The following is a 20,816-nucleotide window of genomic DNA, read 5'->3' on the forward strand; positions in this document are numbered from 1 at the left end:
GATTCTGATGTTGACGTGGGTGGGGGGTTATGGTTACTTGTGTTTAGTTATGTTTGAGTGAAGGAGTCCAGCGGTGAAGAAGACCTCGACCCGGCTGGCCGACGGTCGCGAGCTCATCTACTACGACCTGCGCGACGACACCGTCCGCGACGCCGTGGACCGGCGTCCGCTGGACCGGACTGTCACCACGTCCGAGGTTCGTCGGGATCCGCTGCTCGGCGACTCCGTGGCCATCGCCTCGCACCGACAGGGGCGCATCTACCACCCGCCCGCGAACGAGTGCCCGCTGTGCCCCTCGCAGGGTGAGCGGCTGAGTGAGATCCCGGACTCGTGGTACGACGCCGTGGTCTTCGAGAACCGTTTCCCCTCGCTGGCGGGCGACTCGGGGCGCTGTGAGGTCGTCTGCTTCACCTCGGACCACAACGCGTCCTTCGCCGACCTCACGGAGGAGCAGGCGCGGCTCGTCCTGGACGCATGGACCGACAGGACGTCGGAGCTGTCGCATCTGCCCTCCGTAGAGCAGGTCTTCTGTTTCGAGAACCGGGGTGCGGAGATCGGTGTGACCCTGGGTCACCCGCATGGCCAGATCTACGCCTACCCGTTCACCACGCCGCGCACCGCCCTGATGCTGCGTTCTCTCGCCACCCACAAGGAGGCGACCGGAGGCCAGAACCTCTTCGACGCCGTCCTGGAGCGCGAACTCGCCGACGAGCGGGTCGTCCTGGAGGCCGAGCACTGGGTCGCCTTCGTGCCCTACGCGGCGCACTGGCCGTACGAGGTGCACCTCTACCCGAAGCGCCGGGTTCCGGATCTGCTCGGCCTCGACGAGGACGCCCGCACAGAGTTTCCCCAGGTGTATCTGGAACTCTTGAGGCGCTTCGACCGGATATTCGGGGAGAGCGAGTCTCCGACGCCGTACATCGCCGCCTGGCACCAGGCGCCGTTCGGCCAGCTCGAGGAGTTCGAGGGCGTCCAGCGTGACGACTTCGCGCTGCACCTGGAGCTTTTCACCATTCGCCGTACGTCCGGCAAGCTGAAGTTCCTCGCGGGTTCCGAGTCGGGCATGAACGTCTTCATCAATGACATCCGACCGGAGGCCGCGGCACAGCGACTGCGAGAGGTAGCGAGTTCATGAAGTACCTGGTGACAGGTGGCGCGGGGTATGTCGGCAGTGTCGTGGCCCAGCACCTGCTGGAGGCGGGGCACGAGGTCGTCGTCCTCGACAACCTCTCCACCGGCTTCCGCGAGGGCGTCCCAGCCGGAGCCGCCTTCATCGAGGGCGACATCCGCGACGCGGCCAAGTGGCTGGACTCCTCCTTCGACGGCGTCCTGCACTTCGCCGCCTCCTCGCAGGTCGGCGAGTCGGTCGTGAAGCCCGAGAAGTACTGGGACAACAACGTCGGCGGCACCATGGCGCTGCTCGGCGCCATGCGCGAGGCCGGCGTGCGCCGACTCGTCTTCTCCTCCACCGCCGCCACGTACGGGGAGCCCGAGGAGGTGCCCATCGTCGAGTCGGCGCCGACCAGGCCCACCAACCCGTACGGCGCCTCCAAGCTCGCCGTCGACTTCATGATCACCAGCGAGGCGAACGCGCACGGGCTGGGTGCCGTGTCCCTGCGGTACTTCAACGTGGCCGGCGCGTACGGCAAGCAGGGCGAGCGGCACGACCCCGAGTCGCACCTCATCCCGCTGATCCTCCAGGTCGCCCAGGGCAAGCGGGAGGCGATCTCCGTCTTCGGCGAGGACTACCCGACCCCGGACGGCACCTGCGTCCGCGATTACATCCATGTCGCCGACCTGGCCGAGGCCCACCTCCTCGCCATCAAGGCCGCCACCGCGGGCGAGCACCTCATCTGCAACCTCGGCAACGGCGAGGGTTTCTCCGTCCGCCAGGTCATCGAGACGGTCCGCCAGGTCACCGGCCACCCGATCCCCGAGGTCGTGGCCCCGCGCCGCGGCGGCGACCCGGCCACCCTGGTCGCCTCCGCCGCCACCGCCCGCGAGAAGCTGGGCTGGAACCCGTCCCGCGCGGATCTCGCGGGGATCGTCGCGGACGCGTGGGAGTTCGCTCAGAACATCAGCACGGCTAGGGAGCAGTAGTGGCGGCACAGCAGGTCCGGGACGGTTTCGCCGAGCTCTACGGAACCGAGCCCGAAGGTGTCTGGTCGGCGCCGGGCCGCGTCAACCTCATCGGTGAGCACACCGACTACAACGACGGCTTCGTGATGCCCTTCGCGCTGCCGCACACCGCGGTCGCGGCCGTCTCCCGGCGCACGGACGGCGTCCTGCGCCTGCACTCCTCGGATGTCGAGGGCGGGGTCGTGGAGCTGCGCCTCGACGACCTCGCACCGGAGAGTGACAGGAACTGGACCGCGTACCCGGCCGGTGTCGTCTGGGCGCTGCGCGAGGCCGGACATCCGGTCACCGGCGCGGACGTCCACCTCGCCTCGACGGTCCCGGCGGGCGCGGGCCTGTCCTCCTCGGCGGCCCTGGAGGTCGTCGTCGCGCTCGCCCTGAACGACCTGTACGACCTCGGTCTCCAGCGCTGGCAGCTGGCCCGCCTGTGCCAGCGCGCCGAGAACGTCTACGTCGGCGCCCCCACCGGGATCATGGACCAGACCGCGTCCGCCTGCTGCGAGGCCGGCCACGCCCTGTTCCTCGACACCCGGGACCTCTCCCAGAAGCAGATCCCCTTCGACCTCGCCGCCGAGGGCATGGTGCTGCTCGTCGTCGACACCCGGGTCAAGCACTCGCACAGCGAGGGCGAGTACGGCAAGCGCCGCGCGGGCTGCGAGCGGGGTGCGGCGCTGCTGGGCGTGGACGCGCTGCGGGACATCCCCTACGGCGAACTCGACGCGGCCCTCGAGAGGCTCGGCGACGACGAGGAAGCGGTCCGCCTGGTCCGCCACATCGTCACCGAGGACGAGCGGGTCGAGAAGACCGTCGCCCTGCTGGAGTCGGGCGAGACCCGCGCGATCGGCCCCGTGCTGGTCGCCGGCCACGCCTCGCTGCGCGACGACTTCCGCATCTCCTGCCCGGAGCTGGACCTGGTGGTCGACACCGCCCTCGCCTCGGGTGCCCTGGGCGCCCGGATGACCGGCGGCGGCTTCGGCGGCTCGGCGATCGTGCTGGCGGAGGCGGCCGACGTGGAGCCCCTCACCAAGGCGGTCCAAGAGGCCTTCGCCGCAGCGGAGTTCACCGCTCCGCGGGTGTTCGAAGCGGTGCCCTCGGCAGGGGCGCGGCGCCTGGTCTGAGACCGGCTGACCGCTGTTTTGCCCGGCTTGATCCGAACTTGGGGAAAGCCGGGCTCCTCCCTGACATACGCCCCAGTAACGTCGGAGCGTGAGTCGAGGGCGCCATCGCATCCTGTCGGCGATCGGCATCGGCTGTTATGCGCTGGCCGCGATCGTCGGCTTCTTCCTCCTGGCGGGCCACCATGGCTCCGGTCTCCTGGTGCCCCTGTGGATCGCGCACGGCGTGCTCCTCGCCGTGCTGCTGACGAAGCTCGCCGCGGACGAGACGGGTGTTTCCGCGGCGCTGGTCGTGGTCGGTGCCTCCCTGGTGGCGGTGTACTTCGCCGACCTGGCCCGCGACGACCTCACCCTGGAGCGGCGGGGCGAGCGGATCACCGCCACCGTCGTACGGGAGTGGCTCGACCCGAACCCGGGGCGGGAGGTCGACACCTACGACTACGCACTCGCGCGCCGTGACGGCACCAGGGTCCGGGGCCCCGCCCTCCAGGCCCGGTCCGGCACCTTCGCCGTCGGCCAGACCATCACGGTGCTCGCGGACCCGGCGGGCGTGCTGCGCCCCCGTACCCCCGGCGACGCGGACGCGACCGGGACCGTCATGGGCGTGGGCGCGTTCGCGCTGCTCGCGCTCGGCATCGTGGCGGCCACGGCCCGCCGGGGCGCGATCGTCGTACGGCAGCGGGAGGAACGGACCCGGCTGGCGGAGCAGGAACACACGCTCCGCGAGGCCCTGCGCACGGCGTCGGCCGATGCGCACGGCTTCGTCGAGGTCCACCCCGGTCACTACCCCGACGTCTCCCATCGCCGCGCGGCCGGCATCGCCGGGGAGCTGGGTCTGGCGCCGGCGGACGAGCCGGGCTCCTGGCGGTTCAGGCGGTGAGGCGCTTGGTCAGCGTGTACTCCGTGATCCCCGGCGGATAGTCCGGGATCACGCACACCACCTCGTATCCCTTTCTTTTGTAGAACTCCGGTGCCTGGAAGTCCCATGTCTCCAGACGTACGGAGGTGCAGCCCCGGCCGCGACGGGCCATGCGCTCCGCCCGTGCGAGCAACTGCGAACCCAGACCCGCGCCGCGGTGCCGTTCGTCGACCCACAGATAGGTCACGTGCAGCCAGCTCGTCCAGGTGTGGCCGACCAGTCCGCCCGCGAGGGCACCGGAGTCGTCCAACGCCCAGACATGGAGCGGAAGTTCCCGTTCACCTGGGGTTCCGCGCAGTGCGCGCAGGATCGGGGAGGCCGCCGTGTTCGTCTCCCGCAGCCGGGAGCGCAGCAGATCGCGTCGGGCTTTGTCGACTTCTGTCTCCAGACGAAACATGCGGCTCACCATAAACGCACCGGACAGCCAGTTCTGCAAATAACCTTCCGCTCCTGCCCCCCGGCCGTACCCTGATGAACAGCACCGGTGGGGGCCGGTGCTGATCAGGGGGCGAGACAGTCGGGTACGGCGCCCGAAGTGGGGGTAGCAGTTCTTGCACGGCGACGGCCGTGCGGCCATCGTGCTTCGTGAGTCGTACCCGCGGCGGTGTCGTCTCCCGAGTCGTCCTCAGACGATGACGATGGGTATCCCCTGCTCTTCGAGAGCTTGGGGAAGGGGGTTTCGTGGTTCGTATCCGAGTCCTGGTCGTCGATGACCATCGCATCTTCGCCGAGTCGCTCGCCGCCGCGCTGGCGGCCGAGCCCGACGTGGAGGTCTCCGCGGCCGGCAGCGGTCCCGCCGCGCTGCGCAGTCTGGAGCGCGCGGCCGCCGAGGGCCGCCGTTTCGACGTGCTGCTCGTCGACGCAGATCTGGGCGGCAACGTCCAGGGCATCAGGCCCGCCGTCTCCGTACCGGACGGCAACGAAGAAGGGCTGGTCGACGGCATATCGCTGGTCGCCGGGGTCCGTACGGGACAGCCGGCGGTCCGTATCGTCGTGCTCGCGGAGAAGGACGACCCGCGGCGGGCCGCGCTGGCCCTGCAGGCCGGCGCCTCGGGCTGGGTCGCCAAGGACTGCTCGCTGTCCCGGCTGCTCACCGTCATCCGGGGGGTGCTGCGGGAGGAGACCCATCTGCCGCCCGCCCTGCTCACCGGCGTGCTCAGGGAGCTCACCGCGGCCCGTAAGCACCGCACCGAGAGCGAGCAGCTGGTGGAGTCCCTCACCCCGCGCGAGCGGGAGGTGCTGCGCTGCATGGTGGCCGGGCTCGGCCGCAAGGCGGTCGCGGAGAGACTGTTCCTCTCCCCGCACACCGTGCGCACACATATGCAGAACGTCCTGGGCAAACTGGGCGTCCACTCCACCCTGGCCGCCGTCGCCCTGGCGCGCCGCGCGGGCGTGGGACCGGTCGACCTAGCCGGGGATGTTGTCGAACGGGGCGGTCAGCTGGCGTAGCAGCCCGGCCAGTTCCCCGCGCTGGGCGCGGGAGAGCTCGGCGAGGATCGCGCGTTCCTGCTCCAGCAGTCCGGCGAGGGCCTGGTCCGCGCGGTCCTTGCCGTCCTCCGTGAGCCTGACCAGCACCCCTCGCCGGTCGCTCGGGTCGGGCAGCCGCTCCACCAGGCCCTTCTTGGCCAGGCGGTCGATGCGGTTGGTCATCGTGCCCGAGGTGACCAGTGTCTGTGTCAGCAGCTGTCCGGGGGAGAGCTGATACGGCGTCCCCGCGCGCCTGAGCGCGGTCAGCACGTCGAACTCCCAGGGCTCCAGGCTGTGCTCGGCGAAGGCCAGCCGGCGTGCGCGGTCCAGGTGCCGGGCCAGCCTGCTCACCCGGCTGAGCACCTCGAGCGGTTCCACGTCGAGGTCAGGGCGCTCCCGGCGCCACGCAGCGACCAGCCGATCGACCTCGTCCTCCATGACGATCAGTGTAGTGGTTGTGTCGACGTGAAGTCTCTTGATGTCAAGTCTCTTGACATCAAGATATATGGACGGGGAAAGTGAGGGACATGACGACCCCCACCTGGGACCCCACCCAGTACCTCCGCCACGCGGACCACCGCGCCCGCCCCTTCACCGACCTCCTCGCCCGCGTCCCGGACCTCCCGGGGGACCCGCCCCTGATCGCCGACCTGGGCTGCGGCCCCGGCAACATGACGGCGGTGCTCGCCGCACGCTGGCCCACGGCCCGGATCACCGGCTACGACAACTCGGCCGAGATGCTCGACAAGGCGCAGGTCGAGTACGCGGGCCCCACGTCCGGCGGCGGGCACCTCGACTTCGCCCACGCGGACGTGCGCACCTGGGCGCCCGCACAGCCGTACGACCTCATCGTCAGCAATGCGACGCTGCAGTGGGTGCCGGGGCACGTGGAGCGTTTCGCCGACTGGATCGCCGGTCTCGCACCGGGCGGCACCTTCGCCTTCCAGGTGCCCGGCAACTTCGGCTCCCCGAGCCACCGGCTGATGCGCGAACTCGCCGGGTCCATGGGCCTCGCGGAGACACTGCGCCACGACGACGCCGTCCTCGCGCCCCAGGCCTATCTGGCGGCGCTGGCCGACCTGGGCTGCGAGGTGGACGCGTGGGAGACGACGTACGTGCACCTGTTGCAGGGCCAGGACCCGGTCCTGGACTGGGTCAAGGGGACCGGTCTGCGGCCGGTCCTGACCGCCCTCGCCGACGACCCACCGGCCAGGGAGGAGTTCCTGGCCGCCTACCGGACGGCCCTGCGCGAGGCGTATCCGGCGGGGCCCCACGGCACGCCGTTCCCCTTCCGCCGCATCTTCGCCGTCGCCCGCAAGGAGCGCTGATGCTCGCGGCCGTGGACCATGTGCAGCTCGCCGCGCCGCCCGGCTCCGAGGACCTGCTGCGCGCCTACTACGTCGACGTCCTCGGCATGACCGAGATCCCCAAGCCGCCGGTGCTCGCGGCGCGGGGCGGGTGCTGGTTCCGGGCGGGGGCCGTGGAGCTGCACCTGGGGATCGAGAACGACTTCAGACCGGCGAAGAAGGCCCACCCGGGGCTGGAAGTCACGGACATCGCGGCGTACGCCGCCCGGCTGGAGGCGCACGGCGCGACGGTCCGCTGGGACTCCGCCCTGCCGGGACGCCGGCGCTTCTACTCGTACGACCCCGTAGGCAACCGGCTGGAGTTCCTTGTTTGACCGGGGCGGGCCGGGTCACCCGCTGTGATGACAGCGGAGTCGGCTATCGCTGGGAGTGAGACCGGTGGCAAAGGACCAGAAGGGCAAGGCCAAGAAGGAACAGGCCAAGGGCAAGGCCAAGGAGGCCATGGGCCGTGCGGTCGGCAACGAGCGCATGGAGGCCGAGGGCCGCATGGGGCAGTCCAAGGGCGACGCGCGCCAGGCCAAGGAGAAGACCAAGGACACCTTCAAGCACTGACGGTACGCAAACGGACGGCCCGTGCACCCTCGGGGTGCACGGGCCGTCGTACGGGCCCGGTGACGAGTCAGCGCCACTCGGCCGGGATGTGCTTCACCTGCTCCAGGATGTCCCAGTCTTTCGGGCGGGAACTCGGCGAATCCCAGCAGGCGCCCCGGCCGAGCCAGTAGCCACGCAGGTTGCGCAGGCCCATCACGCTGACGTCGCTCATGCTGGGCTCATTGCCGCAGCACGGGCAGATGGCGCCCTCATTGGGCCAGCCCGCTTCCCAGAAGGGCTCCACCCCGTCGTCGTAACCGCAGACGCGGCAGACGGTCTCCCACTCGGGGCCCGGCGGGCTTCCCGGTTCGGACGGCATCGCTTGCTCCTTTCCTCCCACATCGGCTCGGGATCAGCGTTCCGTGCCCTGTCGGTTGAGGTAGTCATCCAGGTCACGGTAGATGTTCGGGTCGAAGCCCCGGGGGTTGCTCGGGCTCCTCGGCCCCGGACGGTTCATCGACATGGGCAGGCCGTCAGGGGTGTACACGGCCAGGGTGTTGGTGTTCTTCTCATAGATCACGTAACCCCCGTTGTTGCGGTCCCAGATGCGGTAGCCGGGGGGCGGAGGCGTCTTGTTCATCGACCGCATGCCGTGGGCCATCTCGACGTACTCACGGGCCGAGCCCAGCTCGGGGAACTCCGCCTTGTGGTCACTCCAGTGCTTCGCGGCGTTCCTGGCGGGCGTCTTGACGTGCGGCGCGTTGGCGGCGCCCCGCGGGATCGCCCAGATGTGCGGCACCTGCCCGTTCGCCCGCATCGACTTCGCGAACGCCTCGACCGCCGAGTACCCGGCCTTGCCCCACTTCGTGCCGGTCGCGCCCCAGCCGACGATCGGGATCGCTGCCGCGCAGGACAGACCGGAGTTCCAGGCGTCGCCCTCGGCTCCGTACCAGCCGCAGTTGATCAGGTCGAAGGCCTCGCCGAAGCCCGGGACCACGCCTGCCGCGTCCAGGACCAGGTGACCGGCGCCGGAGACGTAGTCCCACCAGTCGCTGTCCTCCTCGGCCGCCATGTCCGCGAACGCGTCCTCCAGCTCCTGGAGTTCGGCCGCGTCCTTTCGGTACTCGGCGTCCTTGCGGTCGGCCTCGGCCTCCTGCCAGATCTTGATCGCGGTGATGAGGATCGCCTCGTCGGAGGCCTTCTGCGCCTCCTCGGCGGACTTCCCGGCCGCGTTCGCGGAGGCCCGTGCCTCGTTCGCCGCCTGCCACGCGGCACCGGCCGACCCCTGCGCCGCCGTGGCCGAAGCCGTCGCCTGTGCCGCGGAGTTGGAGGCGCGGCGGGCCGCCGCGTGGGCGTCCGCCTCGGCCGCGCGGGCCGTACGGGCCGAGGCCGCCGCGTCCGCCGCCGACTTCTCGGCCGCCGCGGCCGAAGCGCGCGCCTGATCCGCGTACACCCCGGCCTGCGCGGCCGAGTCCTTCGCCTGCTGGGCGTACTCGGCGGCCTTCTCGGAGGCCTTGCGGGCCTCGGCGGCGACCTTCTGGGCGAGCGCCGCGTTCTCCTGGGCGGTCCACGCCACCCGGGCCGCGCCCGCGATCAGCCCCTGCACCCGGGCCACATGGGTGGCCGTCAGCCGGTCTGCGCGCAGGGCGGAGTACTGCCCGGCCTGGATGAACGCGTGCAGCACGTCCGGCGGTCCGGCGAGCGCGACCTCGGCGGCCGCCGACAGCTCGGGCCCCCCGCTCTCCATCAGCTGCACGGCCCGTACGCGCTCGTCGTTCGTACGGGCGGTGAAGTAGCCCGTGGTCAGGAACTCCCGCATACGGTCGGTGGAGTCGGAGTCCAGTGCGGCCTCCCCGTCCTTCTTGACGCCGGGGCCTGCTCCGTCGAGGAGCTTGGTGATCTCCACCCGGTAGTCGTTCGCGGCGGCCCGGTGCTGGCCGGTGGCCAGGAACGCGCGGATCGCGGCGGTGTCGCCGTCCAGCGCCGTCTCGGCGGCCGTGCGCACGCCCGCGGAGTCAGCGTCGGTGGCCAGCTGGTCGACCCGGCCCCGCTCGTCCTGTTCCTGCGCCCGCTCCAGGCCGGTCCGCAGATACGCCACGACCTCCGCGTCGGCAGAGGACAGCGCGACCTCGGCGGCCGTCACGCTCCATGGGCCGCGGGTGTCCGCGATGTGCAGGGCCACCTTGCGGCCCTTGGCGGCGGCCTCGGCCACGTCCACGCCGGGGGTCGCGGCCTCCTCGGCGAGGGCGGCGGCCTCGGCGTCCTTGGCCCTGGCCTCCTCGGCCTTGGCCCGCTCGCGCGCCTCGCGTTCCTCGGTCAGCCTCTTCAGGTACTCGGCGCGGGCTGTCGACTGCGCGCTGCGGGCGGCGAGTTCGGCCGCCTCCACCTCGCGGGCCAGGTCGAACGTCGTACGGGCCTTGGCCACGGCCGCGGTCGCCGCGTTCGCCGCCTCGGTGGCGGCGTTGGCGTGCTTGGTGGACTCCTCGGCGGCCTTGGCGGCGTCGCCCGCGTGTTTGGCGGCCTCCTCGGCGGCGGTGGCCGCGTTCTCGGCGTGCACGGCGGCCGAGTTGGCCGCGTCCCGCGCCTCGTAGGCGGCCTGCGCGGAGCGTGCGGCGAGCGCCTCGGCCCGGTTGGCGGCGGCGGTCGCGTTCGCCGCGTGCCGGCGTGCGTCTGCGGCGGCGTCCCGGGCCCGCTGGGCCTGGGCGTCGGAGACGCCCGCGTATCCGCTCGCGGCCGTCGCCGCAGCAGCGGCCGCGTCCGCGTTGGCGCCGGCGCTGAGGGCGGCCTTGGCCGCCTTGCCGGCCTCGGTGGCGGCCACGCCCGCGTGATTCGCCGCCTCGGCGGCCTTCTTCGCACCCTTGGCCGCGTCCCGGGCCTTCGCCGCGGCCTTGTTGGCGGCGTCCGCCTTGGTCGCGTCGGTCGCCGCGTCCGCAGCCGCCGAGCGCGCGCTCGACGCGGCCTGGGCGGCAGCGGCGGCTGCCGAGGCCGCCTGCGCGGCGGCGTTCGCGGCGATGCGCGCCGAGGTGTTGGCGGCGCGCGCGGAGGCGATGGCCTGCTCGGCGGCGCGGGCCGCACCCCGGGCCGCGTCCGCCGCCCGGCCGGCGGCGCTGGAGGCCCGCTGGGCGTCGTCCTTGGCGGCCTCGGTCTCCTGCGCGGCCTTCTCGGCGGCCTCCTTGGCGAGCTTGGTCGCCGCGATCGCCTTCGCCGAGGCGTCCTTGGCGGCCTCGGTCTCCTCGGCGGCCTGCCGGCCGGCCTCCGTCGCCTGCTCCGCGAGCTGGGTGATGGTGGCCTGTTCCTGGTCACGGGCGCGCGCGATGTGCTGGCCGACGGCGAGGAACTCCCGGATGTCGTCCATCGTGCCGTCCAGCGCCGCCCGGCCCGCCTCGCGGGTGGCCTGGCCGCCGGTACTGATGATCTGGACGACGGCCACGCGGTCGTCGTTGTCGCGGGCCGCGTACTGGCCCTGGTCGAGGAACGTCCGGACGTCCTCGATGGTCCCGTTCAGTGCCGCCCGTCCCTTGGCCTGCACCTCTCGGCCCCCGAAGGCGACGATCCGCGCGGCCTCGACCCGCTGGTCCTCCTCCAGCGGCTGCTTCCAGCCGTCCTTGAGGAACGCCGTCAGCTGTTCGGCAGGGCCTGAGAGCGCGGTCTCGGCCGCCGCGCGCACCGCCCGGCCGCCCATCGACAGGATCTGCACGGTGGCGACCCGGTCGTCGCTGAGCTGCGCGATCGCCCGATCCTGGTCCAGGAATCGCCGCACCTCCGCGTCGCTCCCGGTCAGCGCCACCTCCGCGGCCGCGCGGACACCCGGGCCGCCGGTCTTCCACAGCTCGACGACCTTGCCGCGGTCGGTGGCCGGTATGTGCTCCAGACCGGTCGGCTCGGGTTCGACGGGATCGTCCACGGCCACGGCGGGCGCGGCGGACAGGAGCCCTGCCAACAGGGCCGGCAGCAGGGAGAGACCCACGGCCGTGGTCAGCCGTCTCCCCCTGCCGAGCAGTCTATTTCTCAATTGAGAAGCAACCTTCCGCTTCCCGGCCATTCCCCTGGCCGGGGGTCGGATCTCGACCGGGAGAGCATACGCTTTGCCTCTGCTTTGTGAACGTTTTGTTTTTGGTCTGTGCTTTGTTATGTTCGCTAATCGCAACGGGGAAGCGGTCGTTGACGCGACCGGAGGGGGATGAGGGGGCTTTCGTCGTTCGCTCCGCATGGCGAGTGGCGTATATCACTTTTCTTTTCCTTTTCCCTGGACGTGTCCTGCCGCGCGCTATTTCGCGCATTCGTCAGAAGGAAATCGCTGTGATATCGAGAACCCGCAGGCTGCTGTGCGCCGGTCTCGCCGGTGCCGCGGCCCTCGTCGGTGCGGCCGCCTACGCCGTCGCCGCCCCGGCCACCGCCGTCCGGGCCGCGGCCGACGACGTCCCCCCGGTCGCCGTGGAGGACTTCAACTACCCCGGCGCCGCGAAGATCCTCGCCGAGCAGGGCATCACCCTCAAGCGCGGCGACGGCCGCATCACCCTCGCCACCTGCGACGCGGCCGCCACCGACCAGATCGAGGTCTGGACCCGCAAGAGCGGCGACGGCAAGTTCTGCTTCCGCGCCACCGCCACCACCGGCTGGCTCACCCTGGAGATCCCCGAGGTGTACGCCCTCGCCACCGAGACCCGTGCCGTGCGCGCCGAACTGAGCGCGGAGGGCCAGAGCCAGGTCGTCGACGTCGCCAAGGGCGAGTTCAAGGGCGTCGGCGAGGGCGTCGGCGACGCGCCGACCATCCTGCTCGAACTCCGGGTCACGGGCTGACCCGGCCGGTCCGCCCTTCTCCTGTACGCCACCGCCGTACGTCCTGACGGCACGACCCCCGTCCGCGTACGCCGGCCCCGACACGCTAGGACAACCTCACCGTGGCACACCGCAGACCCCGTACAGCGCTCACCGGCGCCCTGATCGTCGCGTCCGCCGCGATCGGCGTCACCGGCCTCGCGCCCGCCGCGCACGCCGTCGTGGGCGACCCCGCCGCCGACGGCGCGTACGCCTTCACCACCCGCCTCGACATCGGCGACGGCGCCCGCCGCTGCTCGGGCGCCCTGGTCGACCCCTACTGGGTGCTGACCGCCGCGAGCTGTTTCGCCGACGATCCCTCCAGCAGCTTCCAGGTCCGCGCGGGCAAGCCGGCCCTGGCCACCACCGCCGTCGTCGGCCGTACCGACACCACCACCAGCACAGGGCAGTCCCGCACGGTCGTCGAACTCGTCCCCCGCACCGACCGTGACCTGGTCCTCGCCCGGCTGAACCGCCCCGTCACCGGCATCACCCCGGCCACGGTCGCCTCCGGTATGCCGGTCACCGGCGAGAGCCTCGTCAGCACCGGATACGGTCGCACCGCCACCGAATGGGCGCCGCTGCGCATGCACCAGGGCGACTTCACGCTCGACACCGTCGGCGTGGACACCCTCGCCGTCACCGGCAAGAACGGCGACGCGATCTGCGCGGGCGACACCGGCGGTCCCCTGTTCCGTACCGTCAACGGCAGCCCGCAGCTCGCCGGTGTCAACAGCCGTTCCTGGCAAGGCGGTTGCTTCAACTCCACGGAGACCCGCACCGGCGCCGTCGGCACGCGCCTCGACGACATCCGCGACTGGGTCACCACCCGCGTCCAGGCCGCCCGTGTCACCGACTTCAACGGCGACGGCGTACGTGACACCGCGATCGCCGACCCGCAGGCCACCGTCGGCACCGTCACCAAGGCCGGCGTGGTCCACGTCGTCCTCGGCGGCGGAAAGGGCACCCTCGCCCTCTCCCAGAACACCGCGGGTGTGGGCGGCGGCGCCGAGGCGAACGACCAGTTCGGCTCCGCGCTCGCGGTGGTCGACCACAACCTCGACGGCTACACCGACCTGGTCGTCGGCACCCCGGCCGAGGACGTCGGCACCGCTGCCGACGCAGGCCTGGTCCAGGTGCTCTACGGCTCTGCCGATGGCCTCACCAAGGGCCCCGCCGAACTCTCCCTGGTGCAGGGCGAGGGCGCCGGCGCCATCCTCGCGTCCGCCTCCGAGGCCGGCGACCGCATGGGCCACGCGCTCGCCGCCGGAGTCACCACGGCCGGCGATCCCTACCTCGTCATCGGCGTCCCCGGCGAGGACCTCGACGGCCTCGCCAACGCGGGCAGCAGCTTCTACCTGCGAGGCAGCACCAACCGGGCGATCAACCAGGGCGCGGTCGGCGTGCACGGCACGGTCGAGGCCGAGGACCGCTTCGGCACCACGGTCGCCGCCTCGCCGCAGCACCTCGCGATCGGCACGCCGTACGAGGCCATCGGCACCGACGACGACTCCGGCGGCCTGGAGATCCTCAGCCACACGCTGAGCGCGGACGGCATCCCGACCCCGCTGGCGGGCGTCGACCAGGACGGCACCGCGCCCGAGATCAGCGGCGCCTCGGAGGCCGGAGACAAGTTCGGCTTCTCCCTCGCGATGGCCTCCTACCGGCCCACGGCCTCCGCCTCCACCGCCGCGACCGACTCGATCCTCGCGATCGGCTCGCCCGGCGAGGACAACAGCACCGACGCGGACACCGGCCGGGTGGTGAACCTGCGCATCACCGCCGCCGGTGCCGTCAGCGAGCTTCCCGAGTTCAACCAGGGCTCGACGAACGTGAGCGGCGACCCCGAGGCCAACGACCGCTTCGGCGAGCAGGTCTCCGCGGTCTCCCTCGCGCCCGGTGCCGTCGCCTCGACCAAGAACACGCTGATCGCGGTCGGTGTCCCGGGCGAGAACATCGGTACCGCCGCCGACGCGGGATCCGTGACCGTCTTCACGCCGATCGGGGCGCCCGGCGACACCGAGGTGGTCGTCGAGCCCGGCAGGGCGGGGGTGCCGGGGACGTCCGGTGCGGGGCAGCTCATGGGCTCCGCCATCTTCGCCGGGGGCACGCACCTGTACGTGGGCATGCCCAAGGGGCCGGGTACGTACGGGAGCGCCTACGCGGTGCCGTGGGGGAACGTGACCGACGGCGGTGCGGAGAGTGCGGTCACTTACGCGCCGGGCTCGGGCGGCCTGCCCGCGGCGGGTGTCGCGTTCGGGACCGTGGTGCGCTGACCGCCGTAGGGCGGGGGCCGCGTGGCCGGTCGCGGGTTCGTCGCGACCGGCCGCGCCGGCTCAGCTCTTTCTGCGTCCTATCAGGCGCGGCTTCGCCTCCAGCCCGTCCAGGCCGTGCCAGGCCAGGTTCACCAGATGCGCCGCCACCTCCGCCTTCTTCGGGCGGCGCACGTCCAGCCACCACTGGCCGGTCAGGGCGACCATGCCGACCAGCGCCTGGGCGTACAGCGGGGCCAGCTTGGGATCGAAGCCGCGCCTCTTGAACTCGCGGCCCAGGATGTCCTCGACCTGCGTGGCGATGTCCGAGATCAGCGAGGCGAAGGAGCCGGTGGACTGGGGGATCGGGGAGTCACGGACCAGGATGCGGAAGCCGTCGGTGTACTCCTCGATGTAGTCGAGGAGAGCGAAGGCCGCCTGTTCGCACAGTTCGCGGGGGTGGCCGGCGGTCAGGGAACTCGTCACCATGTCCAGCAGGCGCCGCATCTCACGGTCCACCACCACCGCGTACAGGCCCTCCTTGCCGCCGAAGTGCTCGTACACCACCGGCTTCGAGACGCCCGCCTTCGCCGCGATCTCCTCCACCGACGTGGCCTCGAAGCCCTTCGAGGCGAAGAGCGTGCGACCGATCTCCAGCAACTGGGCGCGCCGCTCGGCGCCCGTCATCCGGGTGCGCCGGGCACGCCGCGGCTTCGCTTCGTTGCTCGGGGTACTGCTGGAGTCGGTCGCCACGGCGTCCATCATGCCGCCTCGGCGGCCTCCTTCTTGCGCCGGGAGCCGTCCCCGTCCGTGTTCCGGCGGGAATCGATACGCGAGCGTGACGGCCAGCGCACGTCGTACGCCCAGCCGAGCATCTCGAACCAGCGGATGATCCGCGCCGAGGAGTCCACCTGGCCGCGCATCACCCCGTGCCGCGCCGAGGTCGGGTCGGCGTGGTGCAGGTTGTGCCAGGACTCACCGCAGGACAGCACGGCCAGCCACCACACGTTGCCCGAGCGGTCCCGCGACTTGAAGGGCCGCTTGCCGACCGCGTGGCAGATCGAGTTGATCGACCAGGTCACGTGGTGCAGCAGGCAGACCCGGACCAGCGAGCCCCAGAAGAACCCGGTGAACGCGCCCCACCAGGACATCGTCACCAGACCGCCGATCACGGCGGGCAGCGCCAGCGAGAGCATCGTCCAGAAGATGAACTGGCGCGAGATCGCCCGGATCGCCGGGTCCTTGACCAGATCAGGCGCGTACTTCTCCTGCGGCGTCTGCTCCTCGTCGAACATCCAGGCGATGTGGGCCCACCACAGGCCCTTCATCAGCGCCGGGACCGTCTCCCCGAACCGCCACGGCGAGTGGGGGTCGCCCTCGGCGTCGGAGAACTTGTGGTGCTTGCGGTGGTCGGCCACCCACCGCACCAGCGGCCCCTCGACCGCCAGCGACCCCATGATCGCCAGCGCGATCCTCAGCGGCCGTTTGGCCTTGAAGGAGCCGTGCGTGAAGTAGCGGTGGAAACCGATCGTGATGCCGTGGCAGCCGAGGTAGTAGAAGAAGACCAGAAGGCTCAGATCGAGCCAGCTCACACCCCAGCCCCAGGCCAGCGGCACCGCCGCGAGCAGAGCGAGGAACGGGACGGTGATGAAGAGGAGCAGCGTGATCTGTTCGAGTGAGCGCTTCTGCTCACCGCCCAGCGTCGCGGAAGGGGGTGTCGAGCCGTCGGTCGCCTTCGGGGCGTCTGCGATCACATCGGAGCGCGTGGTCATGGGCGTCCCCTGTGGGGTTTCGAGGATTGGAGACAGGTGCCGGGCTGCGGGAATCCTTTCCGGGTTCCGTTACGACGATCCCTACGGTTCCGTAACCTACGGCGTCGTAAGTATGGCAGCGCGGCGCCCGGCGGCAAGAGCCCGAGAGTCTGCGCGTCCGCATGGACACCTATCCTTGGAGTCGGTCGGACAGCGCGGTCCGCTCTGATTTCTTCCCGGATGTCCGGCCCGTATGCGGCGGCTGCCGCAGGACCGCACTCCGGGTTCCCCTCCCGGACGAGCTTCAACACTGCAAGGAGCCGCACCTGTGAGCAGTGCCGACGACCTGACTACGAGCGCCACGTCGACCAGTAGTGAGCTGCGCGCCGACATCCGCCGGCTGGGCGACCTCCTGGGCGAGACCCTCGTCCGCCAGGAGGGCCCCGAGCTGCTGGAACTCGTCGAGAAGGTGCGCCGCCTCACCCGTGAGGACGGTGAGGCCGCCGCCGAGCTGCTGCGCGGCATCGAACTGGAGACCGCCGCCAAGCTGGTGCGCGCCTTCTCCACCTACTTCCACCTGGCCAACGTCACCGAGCAGGTCCACCGCGGCCGCGAACTGCGGGCCAGGCGCGCCGCCGAGGGCGGTCTCCTCGCCCGTACGGCCGACCGCCTCAAGGACGCCGACCCCGAGCACCTGCGTCAGAGCGTCGCCAACCTCAACGTCCGCCCGGTCTTCACCGCCCACCCGACCGAGGCCGCGCGCCGCTCGGTGCTGAACAAGCTCCGCCGGATCGCCGCCCTCCTGGAGACACCGGTCATCGAGGCGGACCGCCGCCGCTACGACACCCGTCTGGCCGAGAACATCGACCTCGTCTGGCAGACCGACGAACTGCGTGTCGTCCGCCCCGAGCCCGCCGACGAGGCCCGCAACGCCATCTACTACCTCGACGAGCTGCACGCCGGCGCCGTCGGCGACGTCCTGGAGGACCTGACGGCCGAGCTGGAGCGCGTCGGCGTCCGGATCCCCGACGCCACCCGCCCCCTCACCTTCGGCACCTGGATCGGCGGCGACCGCGACGGCAACCCCAACGTCACGCCCCAGGTCACCTGGGACGTCCTGATCCTCCAGCACGAGCACGGCATCAACGACGCCCTGGAGCTCATCGACGAGCTGCGCGGCTTCCTGTCGAACTCCATCCGCTACACCGGCGCCACCGAGGAGCTCCTGGAGTCCCTGAAGGCCGACCTGGAGCGCCTGCCGGAGATCAGCCCCCGCTACAAGCGCCTCAACGCCGAGGAGCCGTACCGCCTCAAGGCCACCTGCATCCGGCAGAAGCTGGAGAACACCAAGACCCGCCTGGCCAAGGGCATCCCGCACGAGGACGGACGCGACTACCTCGGCACCAGCGAGCTCCTGAGCGACCTGACCCTGATCCAGACCTCGCTCAGGGAACACCGCGGCGGCCTGTTCGCCGACGGCCGGATGGACCGCACCATCCGCACCCTGTCCGCCTTCGGCCTCCAGCTCGCCACCATGGACGTCCGCGAGCACGCCGACGCCCACCACCACGCCCTCGGCCAGCTCTTCGACCGGCTCGGCGAGGAGTCCTGGCGCTATGTGGACATGCCCCGCGAGTACCGCGCCAAGCTGCTCGCGAAGGAGCTGCGCTCCCGCAGGCCCCTCGCGCCCACCCCGGCACCGGTCGACGCGGCCGGCGAGAAGACCCTCGGTGTCTTCCAGACCGTGAAGCGGGCCCTTGCGGTCTTCGGACCCGAGGTCATCGAGTCGTACATCATCTCGATGTGCCAGGGCGCCGACGACGTCTTCGCGGCCGCCGTCCTCGCCCGTGAGGCCGGCCTGCTCGACCTGCACGCCGGCTGGGCGAAGATCGGCATCGTGCCGCTCCTGGAGACCACCGACGAGCTCAAGGCCGCCGACACCATCCTGGAGGACATGCTCTCCGACCCGTCGTACCGCAGGCTCGTGGCCCTGCGCGGGGACGTCCAGGAGGTCATGCTCGGCTACTCCGACTCCTCGAAGTTCGGCGGCATCACCACCAGCCAGTGGGAGATCCACCGGGCGCAGCGTCGGCTGCGTGACGTGGCGCACCGCCATGGGGTGCGGCTGAGGCTGTTCCACGGCCGCGGCGGCACCGTCGGCCGCGGTGGCGGCCCCTCCCACGACGCCATCCTCGCCCAGCCCTGGGGCACCCTGGAGGGCGAGATCAAGGTCACCGAGCAGGGCGAGGTCATCTCCGACAAGTACCTCGTGCCGTCGCTGGCCCGGGAGAACCTGGAACTCACGGTCGCGGCCACGCTCCAGGCGTCCGCCCTGCACACCGCCCCCCGCCAGTCCGACGAGGCGCTGGCCCGCTGGGACGCCGCGATGGACGTGGTCTCCGACGCCGCGCACGCCGCGTACCGCAGGCTCGTCGAGGACCCGGACCTGCCGACGTACTTCCTCGCGTCGACGCCGGTGGACCAGCTCGCCGACCTGCACCTCGGCTCACGGCCCTCCCGCCGCCCCGGCTCGGGCGTCTCCCTCGACGGACTGCGCGCCATCCCGTGGGTGTTCGGCTGGACCCAGTCCCGGCAGATCGTCCCCGGCTGGTTCGGCGTCGGCTCCGGCCTGAAGGCGCTGCGCGAGGCAGGCCTGGACACTGTGCTCGACGAGATGCACGAGCAGTGGCACTTCTTCCGGAACTTCATCTCCAACGTCGAGATGACGCTCGCGAAGACCGACCTGCGCATCGCGCGCCACTACGTCGAGACCCTCGTCCCCGCCGAGCTCCAGCACGTCTTCGCCGACATCGAGGCCGAGCACGAGCTGACCGTCCGCGAGGTCCTGAAGATCACCGGCGAGGACGAACTCCTCGACGCCACCCCGGTCCTCAAGCAGACCTTCGCCATCCGCGACGCCTACCTGGACCCGATCTCGTATCTCCAGGTGACGCTGCTCAAGCGCCAGCGCGACGCGGCGGCCGCGGGCGAAGAGCCCGACCCGCTGCTCGCCCGCGCCCTGCTCCTCACGGTCAACGGCGTGGCCGCGGGCCTGCGCAACACCGGCTGAGCCCGTGCACACAGCGGTGCCCCCGAGCCGGCCGGCTCGGGGGCACCGCTTTTCGGTTCTACGTCAGGCCCGGCGCCGCCTGACGACGAGGTAGGCGCCGGCCGCCAGCAGCGCCGCCGAGACACCCGAGAGCAGGCCCACAGGAGCGCCGTTCCCGGTCTCCGCGAGGTCACCCGTGGAACCCTGCGCGGAAGCGGAAGCGGAGGGAGAGGCCGACGAGGAGGCCCCGGCCTCAGCGGAATCGCTGGGCTCGGCGCTGGGGGAGGCGGATGCGCCCGACCCGGGAGTGCCGGAGGCCGACGCGGTGGGCGTGGCCGTCGTACCGCCGCCGCCTTCCTCGTCCTCGCAGTCCGTCCAGAACACCTTGTGCTTGGCGGCGCCGTTCTCGCCCTCGAAGTTCCAGAACAGCTTGTAGTGCCCGTCGGGCAGCGACAGGTCGTCCGTGCGGCCGTGACCCTCGGCGTCCAGGGCGATCTCGCCGGACTTCACGGTCTCGCCCTTCACGTCGGCCGTCGGGGCCCAGGCCTCGATGTGCCAGTCGACCTCCTGGACGGCGTCGAATCCGAAGGCGTCGAGGTAGAAGGTGCAGACGTGCGGCTCGTTCTTACGGAGCTCTTCGCCCGTGGTGGCGTCGTGGATCTTCACGGTTCCGTTGTCACCGGGAGTGGTGGCGTGGGCGACCGGAGCGACCAGAAAGGCCGCCGAGGCGACGGCGCACACGGCGCTGACGCGGGTGAGGATACGCATGGGGCAGTAGTCCATCTTCGAGAGTCAAACGGGAAGATGTGGAGGGTGTGGCTCAGCATCCAGCTGTGACTGACCTCTGGTCAATCACGAACAGACAACACTCCCGCTCTCCACAGAAGCGGAGAACGGCGAAAGCTGTCAGATGGTCACGAAAGCCGCCGTCAGCAGCGCGATCCCCGACCCCGCCAGCACCCACGCGAGCCGTGTCCGGCGCAGCCCGCCCGCCACGACCACCGACGCGAGCAGCAGCGCCCCGCCCATCGGCACCCACGCGTACAGCACCCCGGCCGGCCCGGACCGTACGACATCGGCACTGCCGGGCTTCACCACCACCGTGTAGGTCCGACTCTTCTTCACGGCCACCGTCTTCTCGATGACGACCCGGCCCCGCGCCTGCGAGCCGTGCGACATCGGCGTGTACGGGCCGCTGCACACGTCCTGCGCACACCGCGCCACCTCGATCGTGCCGCGCTCCCGCCCCTTGGTCAGCATCACGTACTGCGCGCTGCCCCAGGACGCCCACACCCCCGCGATCAGGATCAGCACCACGACCACCCCCATCGACGCGAGCCGTCCGAACCGCAGCGCGGCGACCGAGGCCTGGCGGGAGGTGAGGGCTGTGGCAGGCATGGCCGGGATCATT

At 71.4% G+C, this 20,816-nt stretch carries 19 protein-coding genes; 11 read left to right on the forward strand and 8 right to left on the reverse strand.

Features of this window, described 5'->3' with window-relative positions; genetic code table 11:
* Positions 1-73 precede the first annotated feature (73 nt).
* The 4 genes from galT to M2157_RS27585 all read left to right on the forward strand — a co-directional run bounded on the left by galT (position 74) and on the right by M2157_RS27585 (position 4,131).
* Positions 74-1,135, forward strand: a complete 1,062-nt coding sequence (gene galT / locus M2157_RS27570; protein WP_280858176.1) for a galactose-1-phosphate uridylyltransferase — start codon at positions 74-76, stop codon at positions 1,133-1,135.
* Positions 1,132-2,100: a UDP-glucose 4-epimerase GalE gene (gene galE, locus M2157_RS27575; RefSeq protein WP_280866452.1), complete on the forward strand. Its 969-nt coding sequence runs from the start codon at positions 1,132-1,134 to the stop codon at positions 2,098-2,100. Before galT ends, galE begins: the two co-directional genes overlap by 4 nt.
* Positions 2,100-3,254: a galactokinase gene (galK, locus tag M2157_RS27580; protein WP_280858174.1), complete on the forward strand. Its 1,155-nt coding sequence runs from the start codon at positions 2,100-2,102 to the stop codon at positions 3,252-3,254. The genes galE and galK overlap by 1 nt, the downstream gene beginning before the upstream one ends.
* Before the next feature lie 88 nt (positions 3,255-3,342).
* Positions 3,343-4,131, forward strand: coding sequence for a hypothetical protein (locus M2157_RS27585; RefSeq protein ID WP_280866453.1), 789 nt, complete (start codon positions 3,343-3,345; stop codon positions 4,129-4,131).
* Here the strand turns inward: M2157_RS27585 and M2157_RS27590 are convergent.
* Positions 4,121-4,579 carry a GNAT family N-acetyltransferase gene (locus tag M2157_RS27590; RefSeq protein ID WP_280858172.1) on the reverse strand — a complete coding sequence of 153 codons (459 nt, stop codon included), beginning with the start codon at positions 4,577-4,579 and terminating at the stop codon, positions 4,121-4,123. The two genes, M2157_RS27585 and M2157_RS27590, sit on opposite strands and share 11 nt — an antisense overlap.
* A gap of 272 nt (positions 4,580-4,851) precedes the next feature.
* Between M2157_RS27590 and M2157_RS27595 the strand changes: the two genes are divergently transcribed.
* Positions 4,852-5,619 carry a response regulator transcription factor gene (locus M2157_RS27595; protein ID WP_059206483.1) on the forward strand — a complete coding sequence of 256 codons (768 nt, stop codon included), beginning with the start codon at positions 4,852-4,854 and terminating at the stop codon, positions 5,617-5,619.
* On the opposite strand, the gene M2157_RS27600 is transcribed toward M2157_RS27595, so the two are convergent.
* A complete protein-coding gene (locus M2157_RS27600; protein WP_007382615.1) occupies positions 5,578-6,075 on the reverse strand; it encodes a MarR family transcriptional regulator in 498 nt (165 codons plus the stop codon). The genes M2157_RS27595 and M2157_RS27600 overlap by 42 nt on opposite strands.
* A gap of 89 nt (positions 6,076-6,164) precedes the next feature.
* Here M2157_RS27600 and M2157_RS27605 point away from each other — a divergent pair, with 89 nt between their 5' ends.
* The 3 genes from M2157_RS27605 (at position 6,165) to M2157_RS27615 (ending at position 7,556) form a co-directional block, all read left to right on the forward strand.
* A complete protein-coding gene (locus tag M2157_RS27605; protein WP_280866454.1) occupies positions 6,165-6,965 on the forward strand; it encodes a trans-aconitate 2-methyltransferase in 801 nt (266 codons plus the stop codon).
* Positions 6,965-7,318 carry a VOC family protein gene (locus tag M2157_RS27610; protein WP_280858170.1) on the forward strand — a complete coding sequence of 118 codons (354 nt, stop codon included), beginning with the start codon at positions 6,965-6,967 and terminating at the stop codon, positions 7,316-7,318. Before M2157_RS27605 ends, M2157_RS27610 begins: the two co-directional genes overlap by 1 nt.
* A gap of 64 nt (positions 7,319-7,382) precedes the next feature.
* Positions 7,383-7,556: a CsbD family protein gene (locus tag M2157_RS27615; RefSeq protein WP_280858169.1), complete on the forward strand. Its 174-nt coding sequence runs from the start codon at positions 7,383-7,385 to the stop codon at positions 7,554-7,556.
* 67 nt (positions 7,557-7,623) lie between these two features.
* On the opposite strand, the gene M2157_RS27620 is transcribed toward M2157_RS27615, so the two are convergent.
* Complete coding sequence (locus M2157_RS27620; protein ID WP_280858168.1) at positions 7,624-7,914, reverse strand: hypothetical protein; 291 nt, start codon at positions 7,912-7,914, stop codon at positions 7,624-7,626.
* A 33-nt stretch (positions 7,915-7,947) separates the two neighbouring features.
* Complete coding sequence (locus tag M2157_RS27625) at positions 7,948-11,547, reverse strand: hypothetical protein (protein WP_280866455.1); 3,600 nt, start codon at positions 11,545-11,547, stop codon at positions 7,948-7,950.
* 287 nt (positions 11,548-11,834) lie between these two features.
* Here M2157_RS27625 and M2157_RS27630 point away from each other — a divergent pair, with 287 nt between their 5' ends.
* Complete coding sequence (locus tag M2157_RS27630) at positions 11,835-12,335, forward strand: hypothetical protein (RefSeq protein ID WP_280858166.1); 501 nt, start codon at positions 11,835-11,837, stop codon at positions 12,333-12,335.
* 101 nt (positions 12,336-12,436) lie between these two features.
* Positions 12,437-14,629, forward strand: coding sequence for a trypsin-like serine protease (locus M2157_RS27635; protein ID WP_280858165.1), 2,193 nt, complete (start codon positions 12,437-12,439; stop codon positions 14,627-14,629).
* Between the two features lie 60 nt (positions 14,630-14,689).
* On the opposite strand, the gene M2157_RS27640 is transcribed toward M2157_RS27635, so the two are convergent.
* Both M2157_RS27640 and M2157_RS27645 read right to left on the reverse strand, forming a co-directional pair.
* Positions 14,690-15,370, reverse strand: coding sequence for a TetR/AcrR family transcriptional regulator (locus M2157_RS27640; protein ID WP_057610408.1), 681 nt, complete (start codon positions 15,368-15,370; stop codon positions 14,690-14,692).
* Positions 15,367-16,377 carry a fatty acid desaturase gene (locus tag M2157_RS27645; protein ID WP_280858164.1) on the reverse strand — a complete coding sequence of 337 codons (1,011 nt, stop codon included), beginning with the start codon at positions 16,375-16,377 and terminating at the stop codon, positions 15,367-15,369. Before M2157_RS27645 ends, M2157_RS27640 begins: the two co-directional genes overlap by 4 nt.
* Positions 16,378-16,684: 307 nt before the next feature.
* Here M2157_RS27645 and ppc point away from each other — a divergent pair, with 307 nt between their 5' ends.
* Positions 16,685-19,426 carry a phosphoenolpyruvate carboxylase gene (gene ppc, locus M2157_RS27650; RefSeq protein WP_280858163.1) on the forward strand — a complete coding sequence of 914 codons (2,742 nt, stop codon included), beginning with the start codon at positions 16,685-16,687 and terminating at the stop codon, positions 19,424-19,426.
* A gap of 63 nt (positions 19,427-19,489) precedes the next feature.
* On the opposite strand, the gene M2157_RS27655 is transcribed toward ppc, so the two are convergent.
* Both M2157_RS27655 and M2157_RS27660 read right to left on the reverse strand, forming a co-directional pair.
* Positions 19,490-20,173: an LPXTG cell wall anchor domain-containing protein gene (locus M2157_RS27655; RefSeq protein WP_280866456.1), complete on the reverse strand. Its 684-nt coding sequence runs from the start codon at positions 20,171-20,173 to the stop codon at positions 19,490-19,492.
* Positions 20,174-20,311: 138 nt separating this feature from the next.
* On the reverse strand, positions 20,312-20,815 hold the full coding sequence (locus M2157_RS27660; RefSeq protein ID WP_280866457.1) for a hypothetical protein: 504 nt from the start codon (positions 20,813-20,815) through the stop codon (positions 20,312-20,314).
* Position 20,816 lies beyond the last annotated feature (1 nt).

It is taken from the genome of Streptomyces sp. SAI-127, assembly GCF_029894425.1.
GTDB lineage: Bacteria > Actinomycetota > Actinomycetes > Streptomycetales > Streptomycetaceae > Streptomyces.